The sequence below is a fragment of the Agrobacterium bohemicum genome (genome assembly GCF_002896715.1).
Classification (GTDB): Bacteria; Pseudomonadota; Alphaproteobacteria; order Rhizobiales; family Rhizobiaceae; genus Agrobacterium; species Agrobacterium bohemicum.
The window spans coordinates 483,664-502,642 of record NZ_PGEL01000027.1 but is presented as its reverse complement, the minus strand read 5'-3'; the positions used below and the strand labels follow the sequence as shown (position 1 = coordinate 502,642).

Sequence of the window (18,979 nt, the reverse complement as noted above, 5' to 3'; positions counted from 1 at the left end):
TCATGGCAAAGCTTGCAAAACGCGTAAAGAAGATCCGCGAAGGCGTTGATCCCAAGACCCTTTATGTCCTGACCGACGCCATTTCGATGGTCAAGGAACGGGCTATCGCCAAGTTCGACGAAACTGTTGAAGTCTCGATGAACCTCGGTGTCGATCCACGTCACGCAGACCAGATGGTTCGCGGCGTTGTTAACCTGCCAAACGGTACAGGCCGTGACGTTCGCGTTGCTGTTTTTGCTCGTGGTGCCAAGGCTGATGAAGCCAAGGCCGCAGGCGCAGACATCGTTGGTGCTGAAGACCTGCTCGAAATCGTTCAGGGCGGCAAGATCGATTTTGACCGCGTTATCGCGACACCTGACATGATGCCGCTCGTCGGTCGTCTCGGTAAGGTTCTCGGCCCACGCGGCATGATGCCTAACCCTAAGGTTGGTACGGTTACGATGGACGTCGCTGGAGCTGTTAAGGCTTCCAAGGGCGGCGCCGTTGAATTCCGCGTCGAAAAGGCCGGTATCGTTCACGCTGGTATTGGCAAGGCTTCCTTCGACGCCAAGGCGCTCGAAGAAAACATCAAGGCTTTCGCTGATGCCGTCATCAAGGCAAAGCCAGCTGGTGCCAAGGGCAACTACGTCAAGCGCGTAGCGATTTCCTCGACTATGGGTCCAGGCGTTCGCATCGAGCCTTCGTCGGTCACTGCATAATCATTCGCCGCGCTTCGCTAGAGGCGCGGCAACCTCAATTTCCGGCTCGCAAGGGTCGGGAATTTCCAGGGCAACCTGGAACTCCTGTCCGAGATTGTAGGTGGCTCATTTCCCTCGGGATTTNGGCCTTAATCATTCAGCCTACATGAGACGGGTAAGGCCCGGATTTTCGCATCCAAGGATGCTTAATAATCCGGTTCGAACCTGATGTGCCTGTGCCTGAAGCCGTTTGCGGCGACAGAGCGGGGGACAGGATCCTCAAGCGTCGCTTGAGATTTNGGTAACAAGATCTCTTGAGGCAAAGGCAAACCCGATGGGTTCACAGTTCAATGTGTTCTCATCTACTGGAGACAGACAGTGGAAAGAGCGGAAAAACGCGAATTCGTCACGGAGCTGAATGAAGTCTTCAAGGCTTCTGGTTCAGTTGTCGTGGCCCACTATGCTGGTGTCACAGTTGCGCAGATGAACGATTTTCGTTCGAAAATGCGCGCTGCTGGCGGCACCGTCAAGGTCGCGAAGAACCGCCTGGCCAAGATCGCTCTTCAGGGTACGGAGTCGGAAGGGATCATCGATCTCTTCAAGGGACAGACGCTGATTGCTTACAGCACTGACCCTATGATTGCTCCGAAAGTCGTCATGGATTTCGCAAAGACCAACGACAAGATCGTTGTTCTGGGCGGCGCCATGGGAACAACCACGCTCAACGCAGATGCAGTCAAGTCGCTTGCGACCCTGCCTTCGCTGGACGAGCTGCGTGGCAAGCTGCTGGGCCTCTTTGCGGCTCCTGCAACGCGCATCGCTACGGTTGTTGCAGCACCAGCAAGCCAGCTTGCTCGCGTGTTCTCGGCTTACTCAAAGAAGGACGAAGCCGCTTAAGGCGGTTTTTNCGCTGTAAATATTCAAACCGGTTCGAACCGAATTAAAGGAACTATAACATGGCTGATCTCGCAAAGATCGTTGACGACCTCTCCGCTCTGACAGTTCTGGAAGCTGCTGAGCTTTCCAAGCTTCTCGAAGAAAAGTGGGGCGTTTCCGCTGCTGCTCCTGTAGCAGTTGCTGCTGCTGGCGGCGCTGCTGCAGCTCCTGCTGAAGAAGAAAAGACAGAATTCGACGTTATTCTCGTTGAAGCTGGCGCAAACAAGATCAACGTCATCAAGGAAGTCCGCGCAATCACAGGTCTCGGCCTGAAGGAAGCTAAGGACCTCGTTGAAGGCGCTCCTAAGGCTGTTAAGGAAGCTGTTTCCAAGGCTGAAGCTGCTGACCTTAAGAAGAAGCTTGAAGAAGCTGGCGCCAAGGTTGACGTCAAGTAATCTTGAAATGTTCGGGAGGCGGTGTCCGCACCGCCTCCTGCTCACATTTCTCCCGAACTTATTACCCAAAAGCCGCGTGAAAATGGCTTTNGGGTAATGGGTTCTTCAAGAGAATAGTTTCGAACCGCGCTGTAGAGGCAATCCGGCCTTGCACTTCGGGATGTGAAACGAGATTGAAGACACTCATTGGATTGACGGGATCGACTGGCCAGCGGTTCCCGTCCGTTGCAGGCCCGGATGCAATTTTAAAGGAGCGACGATGGCTCAGACCCTTTCGTTTAACGGTCGCAGGCGCGTACGCAAGTTTTTCGGCAAAATTCCAGAAGTAGCGGAAATGCCGAACCTCATCGAGGTTCAGAAGGCTTCGTATGACCAGTTTCTCATGGTCAAGGAGCCCGAAGGCGGGCGTCCTGACGAGGGATTGAACGCGGTATTCAGATCCGTGTTCCCTATCACCGACTTTTCGGGCGCTTCCATGCTCGAATTCGTGTCTTACGAATTCGAACCGCCGAAATTCGACACCGAAGAATGCCGTCAGCGCGATCTGACCTACGCAGCGCCGCTCAAGGTGACGCTGCGTCTTATCGTGTTCGATATTGACGAAGATACGGGTGCGAAGTCCATCAAGGACATCAAGGAACAGTCCGTCTACATGGGCGACATGCCTTTGATGACAGACAATGGCACGTTCATCGTCAACGGTACTGAGCGCGTTATCGTTTCGCAGATGCACCGTTCGCCAGGCGTTTTCTTCGACCACGACAAGGGCAAGAGCCACTCATCCGGCAAGCTTCTGTTTGCTGCCCGCGTCATTCCTTATCGTGGCTCGTGGCTCGATATCGAGTTCGATGCCAAGGATGTCGTCTACGCGCGTATCGACCGTCGTCGCAAGCTGCCTGCAACATCGTTGCTGATGGCTCTCGGCATGGACGGCGAAGAAATTCTGTCGACTTTCTACACCAAGGCAAGCTACGAGCGTGACGGCGAAGGCTGGCGTTACCCTTATCAGCCAGACGTGCTGAAGGGTGCCAAGGTCATCACCGAGTTGGTCGATGCCGACACGGGCGAAGTCGTTGTCGAAGCTGGCAAGAAGCTGACGCCTCGTTTGATCCGTCAGCTGTCCGACAAGGGCCTCAAGTTCCTCAAGGCGTCCGACGAAGAGCTTTACGGCAACTACCTCGCAGAAGACATCGTCAACTATGAGACAGGTGAAATCTATCTCGAAGCCGGTGACGAAATCGACGAGAAGACGCTGAAGCTCATTCTTGACTCTGGCTTCAACGAGATTCCTGTCCTCAACATCGACCACGTCAATGTTGGTGCCTACATCCGCAACACGCTGGCAGCGGACAAGAACCAGAACCGTCAGGAAGCTCTGTTCGACATCTACCGCGTCATGCGTCCGGGTGAACCACCGACCATGGATTCGGCCGAAGCCATGTTCAAGTCGCTGTTCTTCGACAGCGAGCGTTACGACCTGTCTGCCGTTGGCCGCGTGAAGATGAACATGCGTCTTGATCTCGATGCGGAAGATTCCGTGCGCACGCTGCGCAAGGAAGACATTCTGGCCGTCGTCAGGATGCTGGTCGAACTGCGTGACGGCAAGGGCGAGATCGACGATATCGACAACCTCGGTAACCGTCGCGTTCGCTCCGTCGGTGAGTTGATGGAGAACCAGTATCGTCTGGGTCTGCTGCGCATGGAACGTGCGATCAAGGAACGTATGTCCTCGATCGAAATCGACACCGTGATGCCGCAGGATCTGATCAACGCAAAGCCTGCTGCTGCTGCCGTTCGCGAATTCTTCGGCTCCTCGCAGCTGTCGCAGTTCATGGACCAGGTGAACCCGCTTTCGGAAATCACTCACAAGCGCCGTCTTTCGGCTCTTGGACCAGGTGGTCTGACACGCGAGCGCGCAGGCTTCGAAGTCCGCGACGTTCACCCAACGCACTATGGCCGTATTTGCCCGATCGAAACGCCGGAAGGCCCGAACATCGGTCTGATCAACTCTCTCGCGACCTTTGCCCGCGTCAACAAATACGGTTTCATCGAAAGCCCGTACCGCAAGATCATTGACGGCAAGGTCACGACCGAAGTGATCTACCTCTCCGCTATGGAAGAGGCCAAGTACTACGTTGCACAGGCCAATGCCGAGCTGGACGCTGAAGGCGCATTCACCGAAGAATTCGTTGTTTGCCGTCACTCCGGTGAAGTTATGCTGGCACCGCGTGACAACATCAACCTGATGGACGTTTCGCCAAAGCAGCTGGTTTCCGTTGCTGCGGCTCTCATCCCGTTCCTCGAAAACGATGACGCCAACCGCGCCCTTATGGGTTCGAACATGCAGCGTCAGGCCGTTCCACTGCTGCGTGCCGAGGCTCCGTTCGTCGGAACCGGCATGGAGCCGATCGTTGCGCGTGACTCCGGTGCTGCCATTGCGGCGCGTCGTGGTGGCGTGGTCGATCAGGTGGATGCGACCCGTATCGTTATCCGTGCGACGGAAGATCTTGATGCAGGCAAGTCCGGCGTCGATATCTATCGTCTGCAGAAGTTCCAGCGCTCCAACCAGAATACCTGCATCAACCAGCGTCCGCTGGTCTCTGTCGGTGACATTCTGAACAAGGGCGATATCATCGCTGACGGTCCTTCGACTGACCTCGGTGACTTGGCACTTGGCCGCAACGCGCTCGTCGCGTTCATGCCTTGGAACGGTTACAACTACGAAGACTCCATTCTGATGTCCGAACGCATCGTCTCCGACGACGTGTTTACGTCCATTCACATCGAAGAATTCGAAGTGATGGCACGCGACACCAAGCTTGGTCCTGAAGAAATCACGCGCGACATTCCGAACGTTTCGGAAGAAGCGCTGAAGAACCTCGACGAAGCTGGTATCGTCTACATCGGTGCGGAAGTTCAGCCTGGCGATATCCTCGTCGGCAAGATCACGCCGAAGGGTGAGAGCCCGATGACGCCGGAAGAAAAGCTTCTGCGCGCCATCTTCGGTGAGAAGGCTTCCGACGTTCGCGATACATCCATGCGCATGCCTCCGGGCACGTTTGGTACGGTCGTTGAAGTTCGCGTGTTCAACCGTCACGGCGTCGAAAAAGACGAACGTGCAATGGCGATCGAACGCGAAGAAATCGAACGTCTTGCCAAGGACCGCGACGACGAACAGGCCATTCTTGACCGTAACGTCTACGGCCGTCTGATCGAGATGCTGCGCGGACAGGTTTCCATCGCCGGTCCAAAGGGCTTCAAGAAGGGCGTCGAGCTTTCGAACACCGTCGTCTCCGAATATCCCCGCTCGCAGTGGTGGATGTTTGCCGTCGAAGACGAGAAGGCTCAGTCCGAGCTGGAAGCGCTTCGTGGTCAGTACGACGAATCCAAGTCGCGCCTTGAACAGCGCTTCATGGACAAGGTCGAGAAGGTTCAGCGCGGCGATGAAATGCCTCCTGGCGTCATGAAGATGGTCAAGGTTTTTGTTGCTGTGAAGCGCAAGATCCAGCCAGGTGACAAGATGGCTGGCCGTCACGGTAACAAGGGCGTTGTGTCACGTATCGTGCCGGTTGAAGACATGCCGTTCCTGGAAGACGGTACGCATGTTGACATCTGCTTGAACCCGCTGGGCGTGCCATCGCGCATGAACGTCGGTCAGATCCTCGAAACTCACCTTGCCTGGGCTTGCGCCGGCATGGGTAAGAAGATCGGCGATATGCTTGATGAATATCGCAAGACGATGGACATCACCGACCTGAAGAATGAGCTGACGGCAGTCTATGCCAGTGAGGCGAAAGACGAAGTTGCACACTTCGACGACGACTCGCTGATCAAGCTTGCTGAACAGTCCAGAAAGGGCGTTTCCATTGCGACGCCGGTCTTCGACGGTGCGCATGAGCCTGACGTTGCTGAAATGTTGACCAGAGCCGGTCTGCATGACTCGGGTCAGTCTGTTCTGTATGATGGCCGTACAGGCGAACAGTTCGACCGTAAGGTCACCGTCGGCTACATGTACATGATCAAACTGAACCACCTTGTCGACGACAAGATCCACGCTCGCTCGATCGGTCCGTACTCGCTTGTTACCCAGCAGCCGCTTGGTGGTAAGGCGCAGTTCGGCGGACAGCGTTTCGGGGAAATGGAAGTCTGGGCTCTGGAAGCTTACGGCGCTGCTTACACGCTGCAGGAAATGCTCACCGTCAAGTCTGACGACGTGGCGGGCCGCACCAAGGTTTATGAAGCGATCGTCCGTGGTGACGATACCTTCGAGGCCGGTATTCCTGAAAGCTTCAACGTTCTCGTCAAGGAAATGCGCTCGCTCGGTCTCAGCGTCGAACTCGAAANTTCGAAGCTCGATGAAGCCAACGCAGCGGCTCAACTGCCTGACGCGGCGGAATAAGAAACAGAAGGGCAGGCACCTCATAAAGTGCCTGCCTGTTTCGCCCTTCGGGTCAAACCCAAGGGTAGAAACTTCCGCCGCATTTTGCGGTTAATCATGTTTTAGGCATTGGCTGGTGATGCGGACTCACTGTGCCAGATGCAAGCAAGGGGCCAAACCCCTAAGGAGACAGGCATGAACCAAGAGGTCATGAACCTTTTCAACCCGTCGGTACCGGCGCAGCACTTCGATTCCATCCGGATTTCGATTGCCAGCCCGGAAAAGATTCTTTCGTGGTCGTACGGCGAGATCAAGAAGCCGGAAACCATCAACTATCGTACGTTCAAGCCTGAGCGCGATGGTCTGTTCTGCGCGCGCATTTTTGGACCGATCAAGGACTACGAATGCTTGTGCGGCAAGTACAAGCGTATGAAGTACAAGGGCATCATCTGCGAAAAGTGCGGCGTTGAAGTGACGTTGTCGCGCGTTCGCCGTGAGCGCATGGGCCATATCGAACTGGCAGCACCCGTTGCCCACATCTGGTTCCTGAAGTCGCTGCCTTCGCGTATCTCGACATTGCTCGACATGACGCTGAAAGATGTAGAGCGCGTTCTCTACTTCGAAAACTACATCGTGACCGAGCCTGGTCTGACTTCGATGAAGCAGAACCAGCTTCTGAACGAAGAAGAATACATGATCGCCGTCGATGAATTTGGTGAAGACCAGTTCACTGCGATGATCGGCGCTGAAGCCATCTACGAAATGCTGGCTTCGATGAACCTCGAAAAGATCGCTGGCGACCTGCGCACCGATCTTGCCGAGACCACATCGGATCTGAAGCAGAAGAAGTTCATGAAGCGTCTCAAGATCGTTGAGAACTTCATGGAATCTGGCAATCGTCCCGAGTGGATGATCATGAAGGTTGTTCCAGTCATTCCACCGGACCTGCGTCCGCTGGTTCCGCTGGATGGTGGCCGTTTCGCCACGTCCGACCTGAACGATCTCTATCGCCGCGTCATCAACCGTAACAACCGCTTGAAGCGCCTGATCGAGCTTCGTGCGCCTGGCATCATCATCCGCAACGAAAAGCGTATGTTGCAGGAATCCGTCGATGCGCTGTTCGATAACGGCCGTCGCGGTCGTGTCATCACGGGTGCCAACAAGCGTCCGCTGAAGTCGCTGTCCGACATGCTCAAGGGCAAGCAGGGCCGCTTCCGTCAGAACCTTCTCGGCAAGCGCGTCGACTATTCCGGTCGTTCGGTTATCGTGACCGGTCCTGAGCTGAAACTGCACCAGTGCGGCCTGCCGAAGAAGATGGCGCTCGAGCTGTTCAAGCCGTTCATCTATGCCCGCCTTGACGCAAAGGGTTACTCCTCCACCGTCAAGCAGGCCAAGAAGCTGGTTGAAANGGAAAAGCCGGAAGTTTGGGATATCCTCGACGAGGTTATCCGCGAGCACCCGGTTCTCCTGAACCGCGCGCCGACACTTCACCGCTTGGGTATCCAGGCTTTCGAACCCATGCTGGTCGAAGGCAAGGCTATTCAGCTGCATCCGCTCGTCTGCACGGCCTTCAACGCCGACTTCGACGGCGACCAGATGGCCGTTCACGTTCCTCTGTCGCTTGAAGCGCAGCTGGAAGCACGCGTGCTGATGATGTCGACCAACAACATTCTCCACCCTGCAAACGGTCAGCCGATCATCGTTCCTTCGCAGGACATGGTTCTAGGCCTGTACTATCTGTCGATCATGAACGAGAACGAGCCAGGTCAAGGCATGGCATTCTCCGACATGGGCGAGTTGCACCATGCGCTGGAAAACAAGGTTGTGACGCTGCACGCGAAAATTCGCGGCCGTTTCAAGACCATGGATGCTGATGGTAAGCTGGTTTCCAAGATCTACGACACAACACCTGGCCGTATGATCATTGGCGAGCTTCTGCCGAAGAACGTCAACGTGCCTTTCGAAACTTGCAACCAGGAAATGACCAAGAAGAACATCTCCAAGATGATCGACACGGTCTACCGTCATTGCGGCCAGAAAGACACGGTCATCTTCTGCGACCGTATCATGCAGCTCGGCTTCACCCATGCTTGCCGCGCCGGCATCTCGTTCGGCAAGGACGACATGATCATTCCGGAAACCAAGGTAAAGATCGTTGGCGACACCGAAACTTTGGTCAAGGAATACGAACAGCAGTACAATGACGGCCTGATCACTCAGGGCGAAAAGTACAACAAGGTCGTAGACGCTTGGGGCAAGGCAACCGAAAAGGTCGCTGAAGACATGATGGCCCGCATTAAGGCCGTTGAGTTCGATCCAGAGACCGGTCGCCAGAAGCCGATGAACGCCATCTACATGATGAGCCACTCCGGTGCGCGTGGTTCTCCGAACCAGATGCGTCAGCTGGGTGGTATGCGCGGCCTCATGGCCAAGCCATCGGGTGAGATCATCGAAACGCCGATCATTTCCAACTTTAAGGAAGGTCTGACCGTTAACGAGTACTTCAACTCGACGCACGGTGCCCGTAAGGGTCTTGCAGACACGGCCTTGAAGACGGCGAACTCCGGTTACCTCACACGTCGTCTCGTTGACGTGGCGCAGGATTGCATCGTCAACTCTGTGGATTGCGGCACTGAAAAGGGCCTCACCATGACTGCCATCGTCGATGCCGGTCAGGTTGTGGCTTCGCTCGGCGCACGTATCCTTGGACGTACGGCTCTTGATGATATCGACAACCCGGTCACGGGCGAAAACATCGTCAAGGCTGGGACGTTGATGGACGAAGCAGATATTGCTGCGATCGAAAAGTCGGGCATCCAGTCCGTTCGCATTCGCTCTGCTCTGACCTGCGAAATCCAGGTTGGTGTTTGCGGCGTCTGCTACGGTCGTGACCTTGCACGCGGTACACCTGTCAACATGGGCGAAGCGGTTGGCGTTATTGCCGCTCAGTCCATCGGTGAACCGGGCACGCAGCTCACCATGCGTACGTTCCACCTTGGCGGAACGGCGAACGTGGTCGACCAATCGTTCCTGGAAGCGTCGTATGAAGGTACGATTCAGATCAAGAACCGCAACAGCCTGCGCAACTCTGAAANCATTCTCATCGCGATGGGCCGTAACATGTCCGTCACCATTCTCGATGAGCGTGGCGTAGAGCGTTCTTCGCAGCGCGTAGCCTATGGCTCCAAGCTGTTCGTTGATGATGGCGACAAGGTCAAGCGCGGCCAGCGTCTGGCAGAGTGGGACCCTTACACACGTCCAATGATGACGGAAGTGGAAGGTACTGTTCACTTCGAAGATCTGGTCGATGGTCTTTCCGTTCTGGAAGCGACCGACGAGTCCACCGGTATCACCAAGCGTCAGGTTATCGACTGGCGTTCGACACCACGTGGTTCGGACCTGAAGCCGACGATCATCATCAAGGATGCTTCCGGCACGGTGCTGAAGCTTGCTCGTGGCGGTGAAGCCCGCTTCCAGCTCTCGGTTGACGCTATTCTCTCGGTCGAGCCTGGTCAGAAGGTCTTCCAGGGTGACGTGCTTGCACGTTCACCATTGGAAAGCGCCAAGACCAAGGACATCACCGGTGGTCTGCCGCGTGTTGCCGAACTCTTCGAAGCGCGTCGTCCGAAGGATCACGCTATCATCGCCGAAATCGATGGTACGATCCGTCTGGGCCGCGACTACAAGAACAAGCGTCGCGTTCAGATCGAGCCTGCGGAGGATGGCGTCGAGCCCGTCGAATACCTGATCCCGAAGGGCAAGCCCTTCCACCTTCAGGAAGGCGACTACATCGAGAAGGGCGAATACATTCTCNATGGTAACCCGGCACCGCACGACATTCTGGCGATCAGGGGCGTAGAAGCTTTGGCTTCCTACCTCGTGAACGAAATCCAGGAAGTCTACCGCTTGCAGGGCGTTGTCATCAACGACAAGCACATCGAAGTCATCGTGCGTCAGATGCTGCAGAAGGTGGAAATCACCGATGCAGGTGACTCGCATTACATCGTTGGCGACAGCGTTGATCGCATTGAGATGGAAGACAACAACGATCGTCTGATCGACGAAGGCAAGAAGCCATCCTACGGCGACCCGGTTCTTCTGGGTATCACCAAGGCATCGCTGCAAACGCCTTCGTTCATCTCGGCTGCTTCGTTCCAGGAAACCACAAAGGTTCTCACGGAAGCTGCAATCGCCGGCAAGACCGACACGTTGCAGGGTCTGAAGGAAAACGTCATCGTCGGCCGCCTTATCCCGGCCGGTACCGGCGGAACCATGACCCAGATCCGCCGCATCGCGACAAACCGCGACGAGCTCATCATCGAAGAGCGCAAGAAGAGCACCGGCTCGTCTTCCGCAAACCACATGCTGCAAGACATGACAGACAAGGCTCCAGCTGCCGAATAACGGTGGTCAGGGCAGGGGCCTCGTAAGAGGTTCCGTCTGGTCTAAATGGAAACGCCCGGAGTGATCCGGGCGTTTTTTTGTTCAGGGTTAGTGTTGCTGATTGGTCAACAATGAAATGCTGATGAGCAGTCTGAGTGGTGCTCATCGCCAATGTGTCTGGGTGTGTGTTTATCGTTCAGGCCAGTCTGAGTGTGGCCATATCGCCGTTGCTAAGCGCTGTTAAGTTGGCTTCGATTTNATCTATGGGCCAGTCCCACCAGGCGATACAAAGAAGCTCGCTGACGACCTCAATGGAATAACGCATTCGGATAATAGATGCTGGATTTTCTCCAACAACTGCATAGGGCGGTACGTCACGGGTAACGACCGAGGCCGCCGCAATAATTGCGCCAGTGCCTATGTGGACTCCCGGCATAATTGCCGCGTTTTGGCCAATCCATACGTCGTGGTCGACAACCGTGTCCTTACGGGCAGGTCTTTATAGCCAAACGTCTCTGGTTTGAAGATTCGGAACGGGTACGTTGTAAAGCCGGTCATCGGATGATTAGCCGAGCTGGTTATAAAATAGCTACCTCTGGCAATCTGAACAAACTTGCCGATCACCAACCGCTCGCGAACACCATGACCAAGAAAGGGGGCCAGAATAGTTGCCGTTTCTTCTGGCGGTCCAGAATGCGTGTAATAGCTGAAATCGCCGATTTCCATGCGTGGGTGGGTTATCACGTTCTTCAGATACACGGTGTCCCGATACAAGCTACCATCGGGTAATGTAATGGGATTAACGGCATTCGCATCAAGAAGGGCCATGGAAANCTTTCAAATATACTGCCAGCGCATTGGTGAAAGCTTGCTGCTGACTTCGCTACGATCAGGTTATTGGCTCTTAGCAATGAAATCCATCATGTCCCTCGTATCGCTCCAATGAATAGTTTNGATAGGGAAGATTCTGCGTCAGATATCTACGCGGAGGGAGGACTGAAAAGCTTTACATAATGAAAGCACTCCTATATTGTNACATGTAACAAATATTGGATAGCGTTATGGCGACCTCAGTCAATCATAGAGTACAAAAGCGACGTGACGCCTTGCGTGCATCTGGTCTGCGCCCCGTGCAAATATGGGTTCCTGATACCCGGCGGGCTGGCTTTACTGAAGAATGCCGCCGTCAGTCAAAGGTGGTCTCGGCGTCAGAGGCGCTCGACACGGAGTTCGACGCATTCGCGGATGACGCATTGGCTGACATGGATGAAGAGGTTTCTAAGTGAGGCGAGGTGATCTTGTCACTGTTGCCGTATCGGGCGATTTCGGAAAGCCAAGGCCCGCTCTGATTATCCAGTCAGACTATTTCTCTGAAACAGCAACGGTTACAGTGTTGTTGCTTTCTGGAACACTTGTTGAAGCGCCGTTCATACGCCTTACAGTTCAGCCATCACCTCAAANTGGGTTGACCAAACCGTCTCAGGTGATGGTCGATAAGTCTATGACTGTGCTGCGACACAAGTTAGGGCCAGTATTCGGTCGCCTTGACGACGACATGATGCTTTCGATCACGAGATCATTAGCCATCTTTGTCGGTATTGCCTGAGCGCGCCAGCAGTAGCAGCGCGCTCATTCTCATTTCAAGCAAACTTGATAATCGCCACTTCACCCTCAAGTGCACCCTGATAGGCCGACGCATGCGGCTCCTCGTCGGGAACATCATTCAGCATGCCGATCTGGTCGAGGTCGGCTTCGAGGAAGCCTTCTTCGGAGAGAGCGTTAAGGGCTTCGCGAACGGCGGTGTCGTCGTCTGGCGCGCGTAGGATGATGTGGATGTCGATGCCTTCGTCGCCTTCACGTTCATAGGCTTTGCCGATGACGATGAAGACCATGGGATCGTCGCGTCCGTTGTCGTTGTCTGGTTCTGTGATCATGACGCGATTCCTTTNCTGGTTATTATTGTATGGCGGCGAGCAAACTCCCGCCTTTTGGGAATCAATAGACGGCTTTTATGAAAAGCCAAAGGCCCGATTGGTAAAAGCGTGCAAGGGGAGGGCCATTATGTTAAAACGCCCTGTAATTCATCGATGCCAAGGCGGCTGGAGGAGGCCGCGCGGGTACTAAATACTGAATCACCCTTGACGAAAGCGGGGTAAAACAGTAGTACGCCCGCCATCGGAACCAATGTGAGGTTTGGCTGTCTGGAACGACTCGTTCTGGAGATCGCCTCAAACAAGGGTCCAAAAACACGTACGAGACACGATTGTTGCATGCAAGACGTAGGATTTACGTCCTCTGCTCTTGGTGGTCCATCCGTGGAAACCGGATCGGGCCACGATTTATGCATGAAACCATGCGTGCGTCGTTGCCGGAAACGGTATAACCGCCATCCGTGAGGGTGGCTAAAGTAGTTTTTGCAAGGGATGGTTATATGCCTACCGTAAACCAGCTGATCCGTAAGCCACGCCAGGCGCAGGTAAAGCGAAATAAGGTTCCTGCTCTTCAGGAAANCCCACAGAAGCGCGGCGTTTGCACACGCGTTTACACAACGACCCCTAAGAAGCCTAACTCGGCTCTTCGTAAGGTTGCCAAGATTCGCCTGACCAACGGCTTTGAAGTCATCGGCTACATTCCTGGCGAAGGTCACAACCTTCAGGAACACTCCGTTGTCATGATCCGTGGCGGTCGCGTAAAGGACTTGCCGGGCGTTCGTTACCACGTCATCCGTGGTGTTCTCGATACCCAGGGCGTCAAGAACCGCAAGCAGCGCCGCTCCAAGTATGGCGCGAAGCGTCCGAAGTAATTCGGTCTAAACAAATTCAGGCGCTGCGCGAGGTTCTCCGCGTGGTAAAGCGTCCCTAACAATTGAGAGACAAATAGTATGTCCCGTCGCCATAGTGCAGAAANGCGTGAGATCAATCCGGACCCGAAGTTCGGCGATCTGATCGTTACCAAGTTCATGAACGCCATCATGCTTCACGGCAAGAAGTCGGTCGCAGAAAGCATCGTATACGGCGCGTTCGACGTCGTTCAGGGTAAGGCAAAGGCAGAGCCACTCGGCATCTTCCATTCGGCCCTCGACAACGTTGCTCCGCACGTTGAAGTGCGTTCGCGCCGCGTTGGTGGTGCAACCTACCAGGTTCCGGTCGATGTTCGCCCAGAGCGCCGTCAGGCTCTCGCGATCCGCTGGCTGATCGCTGCTGCGCGCAAGCGCAACGAAACAACCATGGTCGATCGCCTTTCCGGCGAACTCATGGATGCAGCGAACAACCGTGGCTCCGCAGTCAAGAAGCGCGAAGACACGCACAAGATGGCCGACGCCAACCGCGCATTCTCGCATTACCGCTGGTAATCTAACCGATCCGAAAGGCAGTCCGTTATGGCTCGCGAATATAAAATCGAAGACTACCGCAATTTCGGTATCATGGCGCATATCGACGCCGGTAAGACGACAACAACCGAGCGTATTCTTTATTACACCGGCAAGTCGCACAAGATCGGTGAAGTTCACGATGGCGCAGCCACGATGGACTGGATGGAGCAGGAGCAGGAGCGTGGTATCACCATCACCTCCGCTGCTACGACGACCTTCTGGAAGGGTCGCGATGGCAAGATGCGTCGTTTCAACATCATCGACACCCCCGGCCACGTTGACTTCACGATTGAAGTAGAACGTTCGCTGCGCGTGCTCGACGGTGCGATCGCTCTTCTCGACGCCAACGCCGGTGTAGAGCCGCAGACGGAAACTGTCTGGCGTCAGGCTGAGAAGTACAATGTTCCACGCATGATCTTCTGCAACAAGATGGACAAGACCGGCGCGGACTTCTACCGCTCGGTAGAGATGATCAAGACCCGTCTCGGCGCCATCGCTGTTGTCATGCAGCTCCCGATCGGTGCGGAAACAGAATTCAAGGGCGTTATCGATCTGATCGAAATGAACGCTCTGATCTGGCGTGATGAATCTCTCGGCGCCCAGTGGGATGTCGTTGAAATTCCTGACGACATGAAGGAAAAGGCTGCTGAATATCGTGAAANGATGATCGAACAGGTCGTCGATATCGATGAAGAAGCAATGGAAGCTTACCTGAACGGCGAAATGCCTGACAACGAGAAGATTCGTGAACTCGTTCGCCGCGGTACCATCGACGTGAAGTTCCACCCGATGTTCTGCGGTACTGCGTTCAAGAACAAGGGCGTTCAGCCACTTCTCGACGCCGTTTGCGATTACCTGCCTTCGCCGCTGGACATTCCTGCGATCAAGGGCATCGACTTCAAGACCGAAGCTGAAATCGAGCGTCACCCCGACGACAGCGAGCCGCTTTCCATGCTTGCGTTCAAGATCATGAACGACCCATTCGTTGGTTCGCTCACTTTCGCACGCATCTACTCCGGCAAGCTCGAAANGGGCACATCGGTTCTGAACACGGTCAAGGACAAGCGCGAGCGCGTCGGTCGTATGCTTCAGATGCATTCCAACTCCCGCGAAGACATCGAAGAAGCCTTCTCCGGCGACATCGTTGCTCTGGCCGGCCTCAAGGAAACCACAACAGGTGATACGCTTTGCGATCCTCTGAAGCCGGTTATCCTCGAGCGCATGGAATTCCCTGAGCCTGTTATCCAGATCGCGATCGAACCGAAGACCAAGGGCGACCAGGAAAAGATGGGCCTCGCGCTCAACCGTCTGGCAGCTGAAGATCCCTCGTTCCGCGTCAAGACGGATGAAGAATCCGGTCAGACGATCATCGCTGGCATGGGCGAACTTCACCTCGACATTCTCGTTGACCGTATGCGTCGCGAGTTCAAGGTTGAAGCTACCGTCGGTGCTCCGCAGGTTGCCTACCGCGAAACGATCACACGTCAGCACGAAGAAGATTACACACACAAGAAGCAGTCCGGTGGTACCGGTCAGTTCGCTCGTGTCAAGATCGTCTTCGAACCGAACCCAGAAGGCGAAGACTTCAAGTTCGAATCCAAGATCGTCGGCGGTGCTGTTCCTAAGGAATACATCCCGGGCGTTCAGAAGGGTATCGAAAGCGTTCTGTCTTCCGGTCCTCTGGCCGGCTTCCCGATGCTCGGCGTCAAGGCAACCCTGATCGACGGCGCATATCACGACGTTGACTCCTCGGTTCTGGCGTTCGAAATTGCATCGCGTGCCTGCTTCCGCGAAGCAGCGAAGAAGGCTGGTGCACAGCTTCTCGAGCCGATGATGAAGGTTGAAGTTGTAACCCCTGAAGATTACGTCGGTGACGTGATCGGCGATCTGAACTCGCGTCGCGGTCAGATCCAGGGTCAGGAAAGCCGTGGTATTGCCGTTGTTATCAACGCGCACGTTCCGCTGGCCAACATGTTCAAGTACGTCGATAACCTGCGCTCCATGTCTCAGGGCCGCGCACAGTATTCGATGACCTTCGATCACTATTCGCCGGTTCCAAGCAACGTTGCTCAGGAAATCCAGGCAAAGTACTCCGGTCAGAAGTGATCGGGGTACGCCCCAAACGAAATTTAGAGTTTATTCCCTTTACGGGACAGGAATGGAGAGCCACGAATGGCAAAGAGCAAGTTTGAGCGCAACAAGCCGCACGTCAACATTGGCACGATCGGTCACGTTGACCACGGCAAGACGTCGTTGACTGCTGCGATCACGAAGTACTTCGGCGAGTTCAAGGCGTACGACCAGATCGACGCTGCACCGGAAGAAAAGGCACGCGGTATCACGATTTCGACGGCACACGTTGAATATGAGACGCCTGCTCGTCACTACGCGCACGTTGATTGCCCCGGCCACGCCGACTACGTGAAGAACATGATCACCGGTGCAGCCCAGATGGACGGCGCGATCCTGGTTTGCTCGGCCGCCGACGGCCCGATGCCACAGACCCGCGAGCACATCCTGCTGGCTCGTCAGGTTGGCGTTCCTGCGATCGTCGTGTTCCTCAACAAGGTTGACCAGGTTGACGACGAAGAGCTGCTGGAACTGGTAGAACTGGAAGTTCGCGAACTTCTGTCGTCCTACGACTTCCCGGGCGACGATATTCCAATCGTCAAGGGTTCGGCTCTTGCTGCTCTTGAAGATTCTGACAAGAAGATCGGCGAAGACGCCATCCGCGAGCTGATGGCTCAGGTTGACGCCTACATCCCGACGCCAGAGCGTCCGATCAACCTGCCGTTCCTGCTGCCGATCGAAGACGTGTTCTCGATCTCTGGTCGTGGTACGGTTGTGACGGGTCGCGTTGAGCGCGGTATCGTCAAGGTTGGTGAAGAAGTTGAAATCGTCGGCATCCGCGCCACGACCAAGACGACTGTTACCGGCGTTGAAATGTTCCGCAAGCTGCTCGATCAGGGCCAGGCTGGCGATAACGTTGGCGCGCTGATCCGTGGCGTGCAGCGCGATGGCGTTGAGCGTGGTCAGATCCTTTGCAAGCCGGGCTCTGTCAAGCCGCACAAGAAGTTCATCGCAGAAGCCTACATTCTGACGAAGGAAGAAGGCGGTCGTCATACGCCGTTCTTCACGAACTACCGTCCACAGTTCTACTTCCGTACGACTGACGTGACCGGTATCGTTTCGCTTCCAGAAGGCACGGAAATGGTTATGCCAGGCGACAACGTGACCGTTGAAGTCGAACTGATCGTTCCAATCGCGATGGAAGAAAAGCTGCGCTTCGCGATCCGCGAAGGCGGCCGTACCGTCGGTGCCGGCATCGTCGCTTCGATCGTAGAGTAATAGGGCAGGCGGTGCTGGTGGCATCGCGGCAATAGCGCCGGGCTTTGGTCCGGCGGTTGGATAGTGGACGATGGCGGTGTGAAAAGCACCGCCATCGGACGTTTTATAAAAAGCGTCATGGCGTTGCATTTTTAAGGCTTGAAAATTTCGGTGAAAGCGCGTAAACGCGCACTCACACTCACCAGTTGGATTCGCAATAAGTCGCGGAGCCCGGTGTTTTCGACATTACAGACTAACGAAATGATTGGAGTGCCCTTCGCGCTCCTCTTGATTTTTGAAANTCTGCGGCGCCACGATCAACAGGTTCATGTATTTCCGCGTGCGGAAATCCAAAGACAAAGAACAAGGACAAGACGAATGAACGGCCAGAATATCCGTATCCGCCTCAAGGCGTTTGATCACCGGATCCTCGATGCCTCTACCCGTGAAATCGTGTCGACCGCCAAGCGCACCGGCGCCAGCGTTCGCGGCCCGGTTCCATTGCCTACCCGCATCGAAAAGTTTACCGTTAACCGCTCTCCTCACGTTGACAAGAAGAGCCGTGAGCAGTTCGAAATGCGGACGCACAAGCGTCTTCTCGATATCGTTAACCCGACTCCGCAGACTGTCGATGCTTTGATGAAGCTCGACCTCGCTGCAGGCGTTGACGTGGAAATCAAGCTCTAAGACCTCGGCCTGACCTTGCGAAAGTAAGGGCCGATATAACAAGGAAGGTACGTGGAGCAATCCAACGTCTTCCAATCCGGAGACCGGAAACGTCGTGAGATGTCGAAGGGAACTCCTTAACAAAGGCCACAGAGGGTTTNCCCTTCAAGGCTCGCAAGAGGATTGAACCAATGCGTTCAGGTGTGATTGCACAGAAAGTGGGTATGACCCGGGTCTATAACGACGCCGGTGAGCATATCCCAGTAACGGTACTGCGTATGGACAACGTGCAAGTTGTTTCCCAGCGCACAGAAGACAAGAATGGCTACACCGCAGTTCAGCTCGGTGCAGGCCAGTCCAAGGTCAAGAATACGACAAAGGCACTCCGCGGTCACTTTGCCGCTGCCAGCGTCGAGCCGAAAGCAAAGCTCGTTGAGTTCCGGGTTTCTCCCGAGAACCTCATCGACGTCGGTGCAACACTGACCGCAGATCATTTCCAGACAGGCCAGCTGGTAGACGTTACCGGCACAACGATCGGTAAAGGTTTTGCCGGTTCGATGAAGCGCCACAACTTCGGTGGTGGCCGCGCATCGCACGGTAACTCCGTCTCGCACCGTGCCCATGGTTCGACTGGTTCGAACCAGGATCCGGGCAAGGTCTGGAAGGGCAAGCGCATGGCTGGTCACATGGGCCACACACGCGTCACCACCCAGAATCTGGAAGTGGTTCTGACCGATGAGGGTCGCGGTTTGATCCTCGTGAAGGGCGCCGTTCCCGGTTCCAAGGGTTCCTGGATCATCGTCCGCGACGCCGTTAAGTCGGCAGCGAAGTAAGGGAGCCTCAT

The 18,979-nt window shown here is 55.2% G+C and carries 14 protein-coding genes and 1 pseudogene; 13 read left to right on the top strand and 2 right to left on the bottom strand.

The window, feature by feature from the left end; genetic code table 11:
• Positions 1 to 2: 2 nt before the first annotated feature.
• From rplA to rpoC, 5 genes are all read left to right on the top strand, one after another.
• Positions 3 to 698: a 50S ribosomal protein L1 gene (gene rplA / locus CUC55_RS17920; RefSeq protein ID WP_067643755.1), complete on the top strand. Its 696-nt coding sequence runs from the start codon at positions 3 to 5 to the stop codon at positions 696 to 698.
• Between the two features lie 357 nt (positions 699 to 1,055).
• On the top strand, positions 1,056 to 1,574 hold the full coding sequence (gene rplJ, locus CUC55_RS17915) for a 50S ribosomal protein L10 (protein ID WP_067643748.1): 519 nt from the start codon (positions 1,056 to 1,058) through the stop codon (positions 1,572 to 1,574).
• Between the two features lie 59 nt (positions 1,575 to 1,633).
• The gene (gene rplL / locus CUC55_RS17910) at positions 1,634 to 2,008 is read left to right on the top strand and encodes a 50S ribosomal protein L7/L12 (protein WP_067643745.1); all 375 of its coding nucleotides are present in this window, start codon (positions 1,634 to 1,636) and stop codon (positions 2,006 to 2,008) included.
• 259 nt (positions 2,009 to 2,267) lie between these two features.
• The gene (gene rpoB, locus CUC55_RS17905; protein WP_103088691.1) at positions 2,268 to 6,407 is read left to right on the top strand and encodes a DNA-directed RNA polymerase subunit beta; all 4,140 of its coding nucleotides are present in this window, start codon (positions 2,268 to 2,270) and stop codon (positions 6,405 to 6,407) included.
• Between the two features lie 174 nt (positions 6,408 to 6,581).
• Positions 6,582 to 10,790, top strand: coding sequence for a DNA-directed RNA polymerase subunit beta' (gene rpoC, locus CUC55_RS17900; RefSeq protein ID WP_103088690.1), 4,209 nt, complete (start codon positions 6,582 to 6,584; stop codon positions 10,788 to 10,790).
• Between the two features lie 175 nt (positions 10,791 to 10,965).
• Here rpoC and CUC55_RS17895 read toward each other — a convergent pair.
• Positions 10,966 to 11,597: pseudogene (locus CUC55_RS17895) on the bottom strand (CatB-related O-acetyltransferase).
• Between the two features lie 233 nt (positions 11,598 to 11,830).
• Here CUC55_RS17895 and CUC55_RS17890 point away from each other — a divergent pair.
• Together CUC55_RS17890 and CUC55_RS17885 are read left to right on the top strand one after the other, a co-directional pair.
• A complete protein-coding gene (locus CUC55_RS17890; protein ID WP_067643736.1) occupies positions 11,831 to 12,055 on the top strand; it encodes an antitoxin MazE family protein in 225 nt (74 codons plus the stop codon).
• A complete protein-coding gene (locus CUC55_RS17885) occupies positions 12,052 to 12,375 on the top strand; it encodes a type II toxin-antitoxin system PemK/MazF family toxin (protein WP_103088689.1) in 324 nt (107 codons plus the stop codon). The genes CUC55_RS17890 and CUC55_RS17885 overlap by 4 nt, the downstream gene beginning before the upstream one ends.
• 34 nt (positions 12,376 to 12,409) lie before the next feature.
• Here CUC55_RS17885 and CUC55_RS17880 read toward each other — a convergent pair whose 3' ends face one another.
• Positions 12,410 to 12,703 carry a transcriptional regulator gene (locus CUC55_RS17880; protein WP_067643729.1) on the bottom strand — a complete coding sequence of 98 codons (294 nt, stop codon included), beginning with the start codon at positions 12,701 to 12,703 and terminating at the stop codon, positions 12,410 to 12,412.
• Between the two features lie 497 nt (positions 12,704 to 13,200).
• On the opposite strand from CUC55_RS17880, the gene rpsL reads away from it, so the two are divergent.
• The 6 genes from rpsL to rplC all read left to right on the top strand — a co-directional run bounded on the left by rpsL (position 13,201) and on the right by rplC (position 18,968).
• Entirely contained in the window at positions 13,201 to 13,572 is a 372-nt protein-coding gene (gene rpsL, locus CUC55_RS17875; protein WP_103088688.1) for a 30S ribosomal protein S12, read from the top strand.
• 78 nt (positions 13,573 to 13,650) lie between these two features.
• The gene (gene rpsG / locus CUC55_RS17870) at positions 13,651 to 14,121 is read left to right on the top strand and encodes a 30S ribosomal protein S7 (protein WP_103088687.1); all 471 of its coding nucleotides are present in this window, start codon (positions 13,651 to 13,653) and stop codon (positions 14,119 to 14,121) included.
• Between the two features lie 27 nt (positions 14,122 to 14,148).
• Positions 14,149 to 16,248: an elongation factor G gene (gene fusA / locus CUC55_RS17865; protein WP_103088686.1), complete on the top strand. Its 2,100-nt coding sequence runs from the start codon at positions 14,149 to 14,151 to the stop codon at positions 16,246 to 16,248.
• Between the two features lie 66 nt (positions 16,249 to 16,314).
• Complete coding sequence (tuf, locus tag CUC55_RS17860) at positions 16,315 to 17,490, top strand: elongation factor Tu (RefSeq protein ID WP_067643720.1); 1,176 nt, start codon at positions 16,315 to 16,317, stop codon at positions 17,488 to 17,490.
• A gap of 357 nt (positions 17,491 to 17,847) precedes the next feature.
• A complete protein-coding gene (gene rpsJ, locus CUC55_RS17855) occupies positions 17,848 to 18,156 on the top strand; it encodes a 30S ribosomal protein S10 (RefSeq protein WP_045024701.1) in 309 nt (102 codons plus the stop codon).
• Between the two features lie 170 nt (positions 18,157 to 18,326).
• Entirely contained in the window at positions 18,327 to 18,968 is a 642-nt protein-coding gene (gene rplC / locus CUC55_RS17850; RefSeq protein ID WP_067643717.1) for a 50S ribosomal protein L3, read from the top strand.
• The last annotated feature ends 11 nt before the right edge of the window (positions 18,969 to 18,979 follow it).

Excerpts from the sequence above, each read along its gene's own strand:
- rpsJ (WP_045024701.1), top strand. The coding sequence starts at position 17,848 with ATGAACGGCCAGAATATCCGTATCCGCCTCAAGGCGTTTGATCACCGG.
- rplL (WP_067643745.1), top strand. The coding sequence starts at position 1,634 with ATGGCTGATCTCGCAAAGATCGTTGACGACCTCTCCGCTCTGACAGTT.
- CUC55_RS17890 (WP_067643736.1), top strand. The coding sequence starts at position 11,831 with ATGGCGACCTCAGTCAATCATAGAGTACAAAAGCGACGTGACGCCTTG.
- rplC (WP_067643717.1), top strand. The coding sequence starts at position 18,327 with ATGCGTTCAGGTGTGATTGCACAGAAAGTGGGTATGACCCGGGTCTAT.
- rplA (WP_067643755.1), top strand. The coding sequence starts at position 3 with ATGGCAAAGCTTGCAAAACGCGTAAAGAAGATCCGCGAAGGCGTTGAT.
- tuf (WP_067643720.1), top strand. The coding sequence starts at position 16,315 with ATGGCAAAGAGCAAGTTTGAGCGCAACAAGCCGCACGTCAACATTGGC.
- CUC55_RS17880 (WP_067643729.1), bottom strand. The coding sequence starts at position 12,703 with ATGATCACAGAACCAGACAACGACAACGGACGCGACGATCCCATGGTC.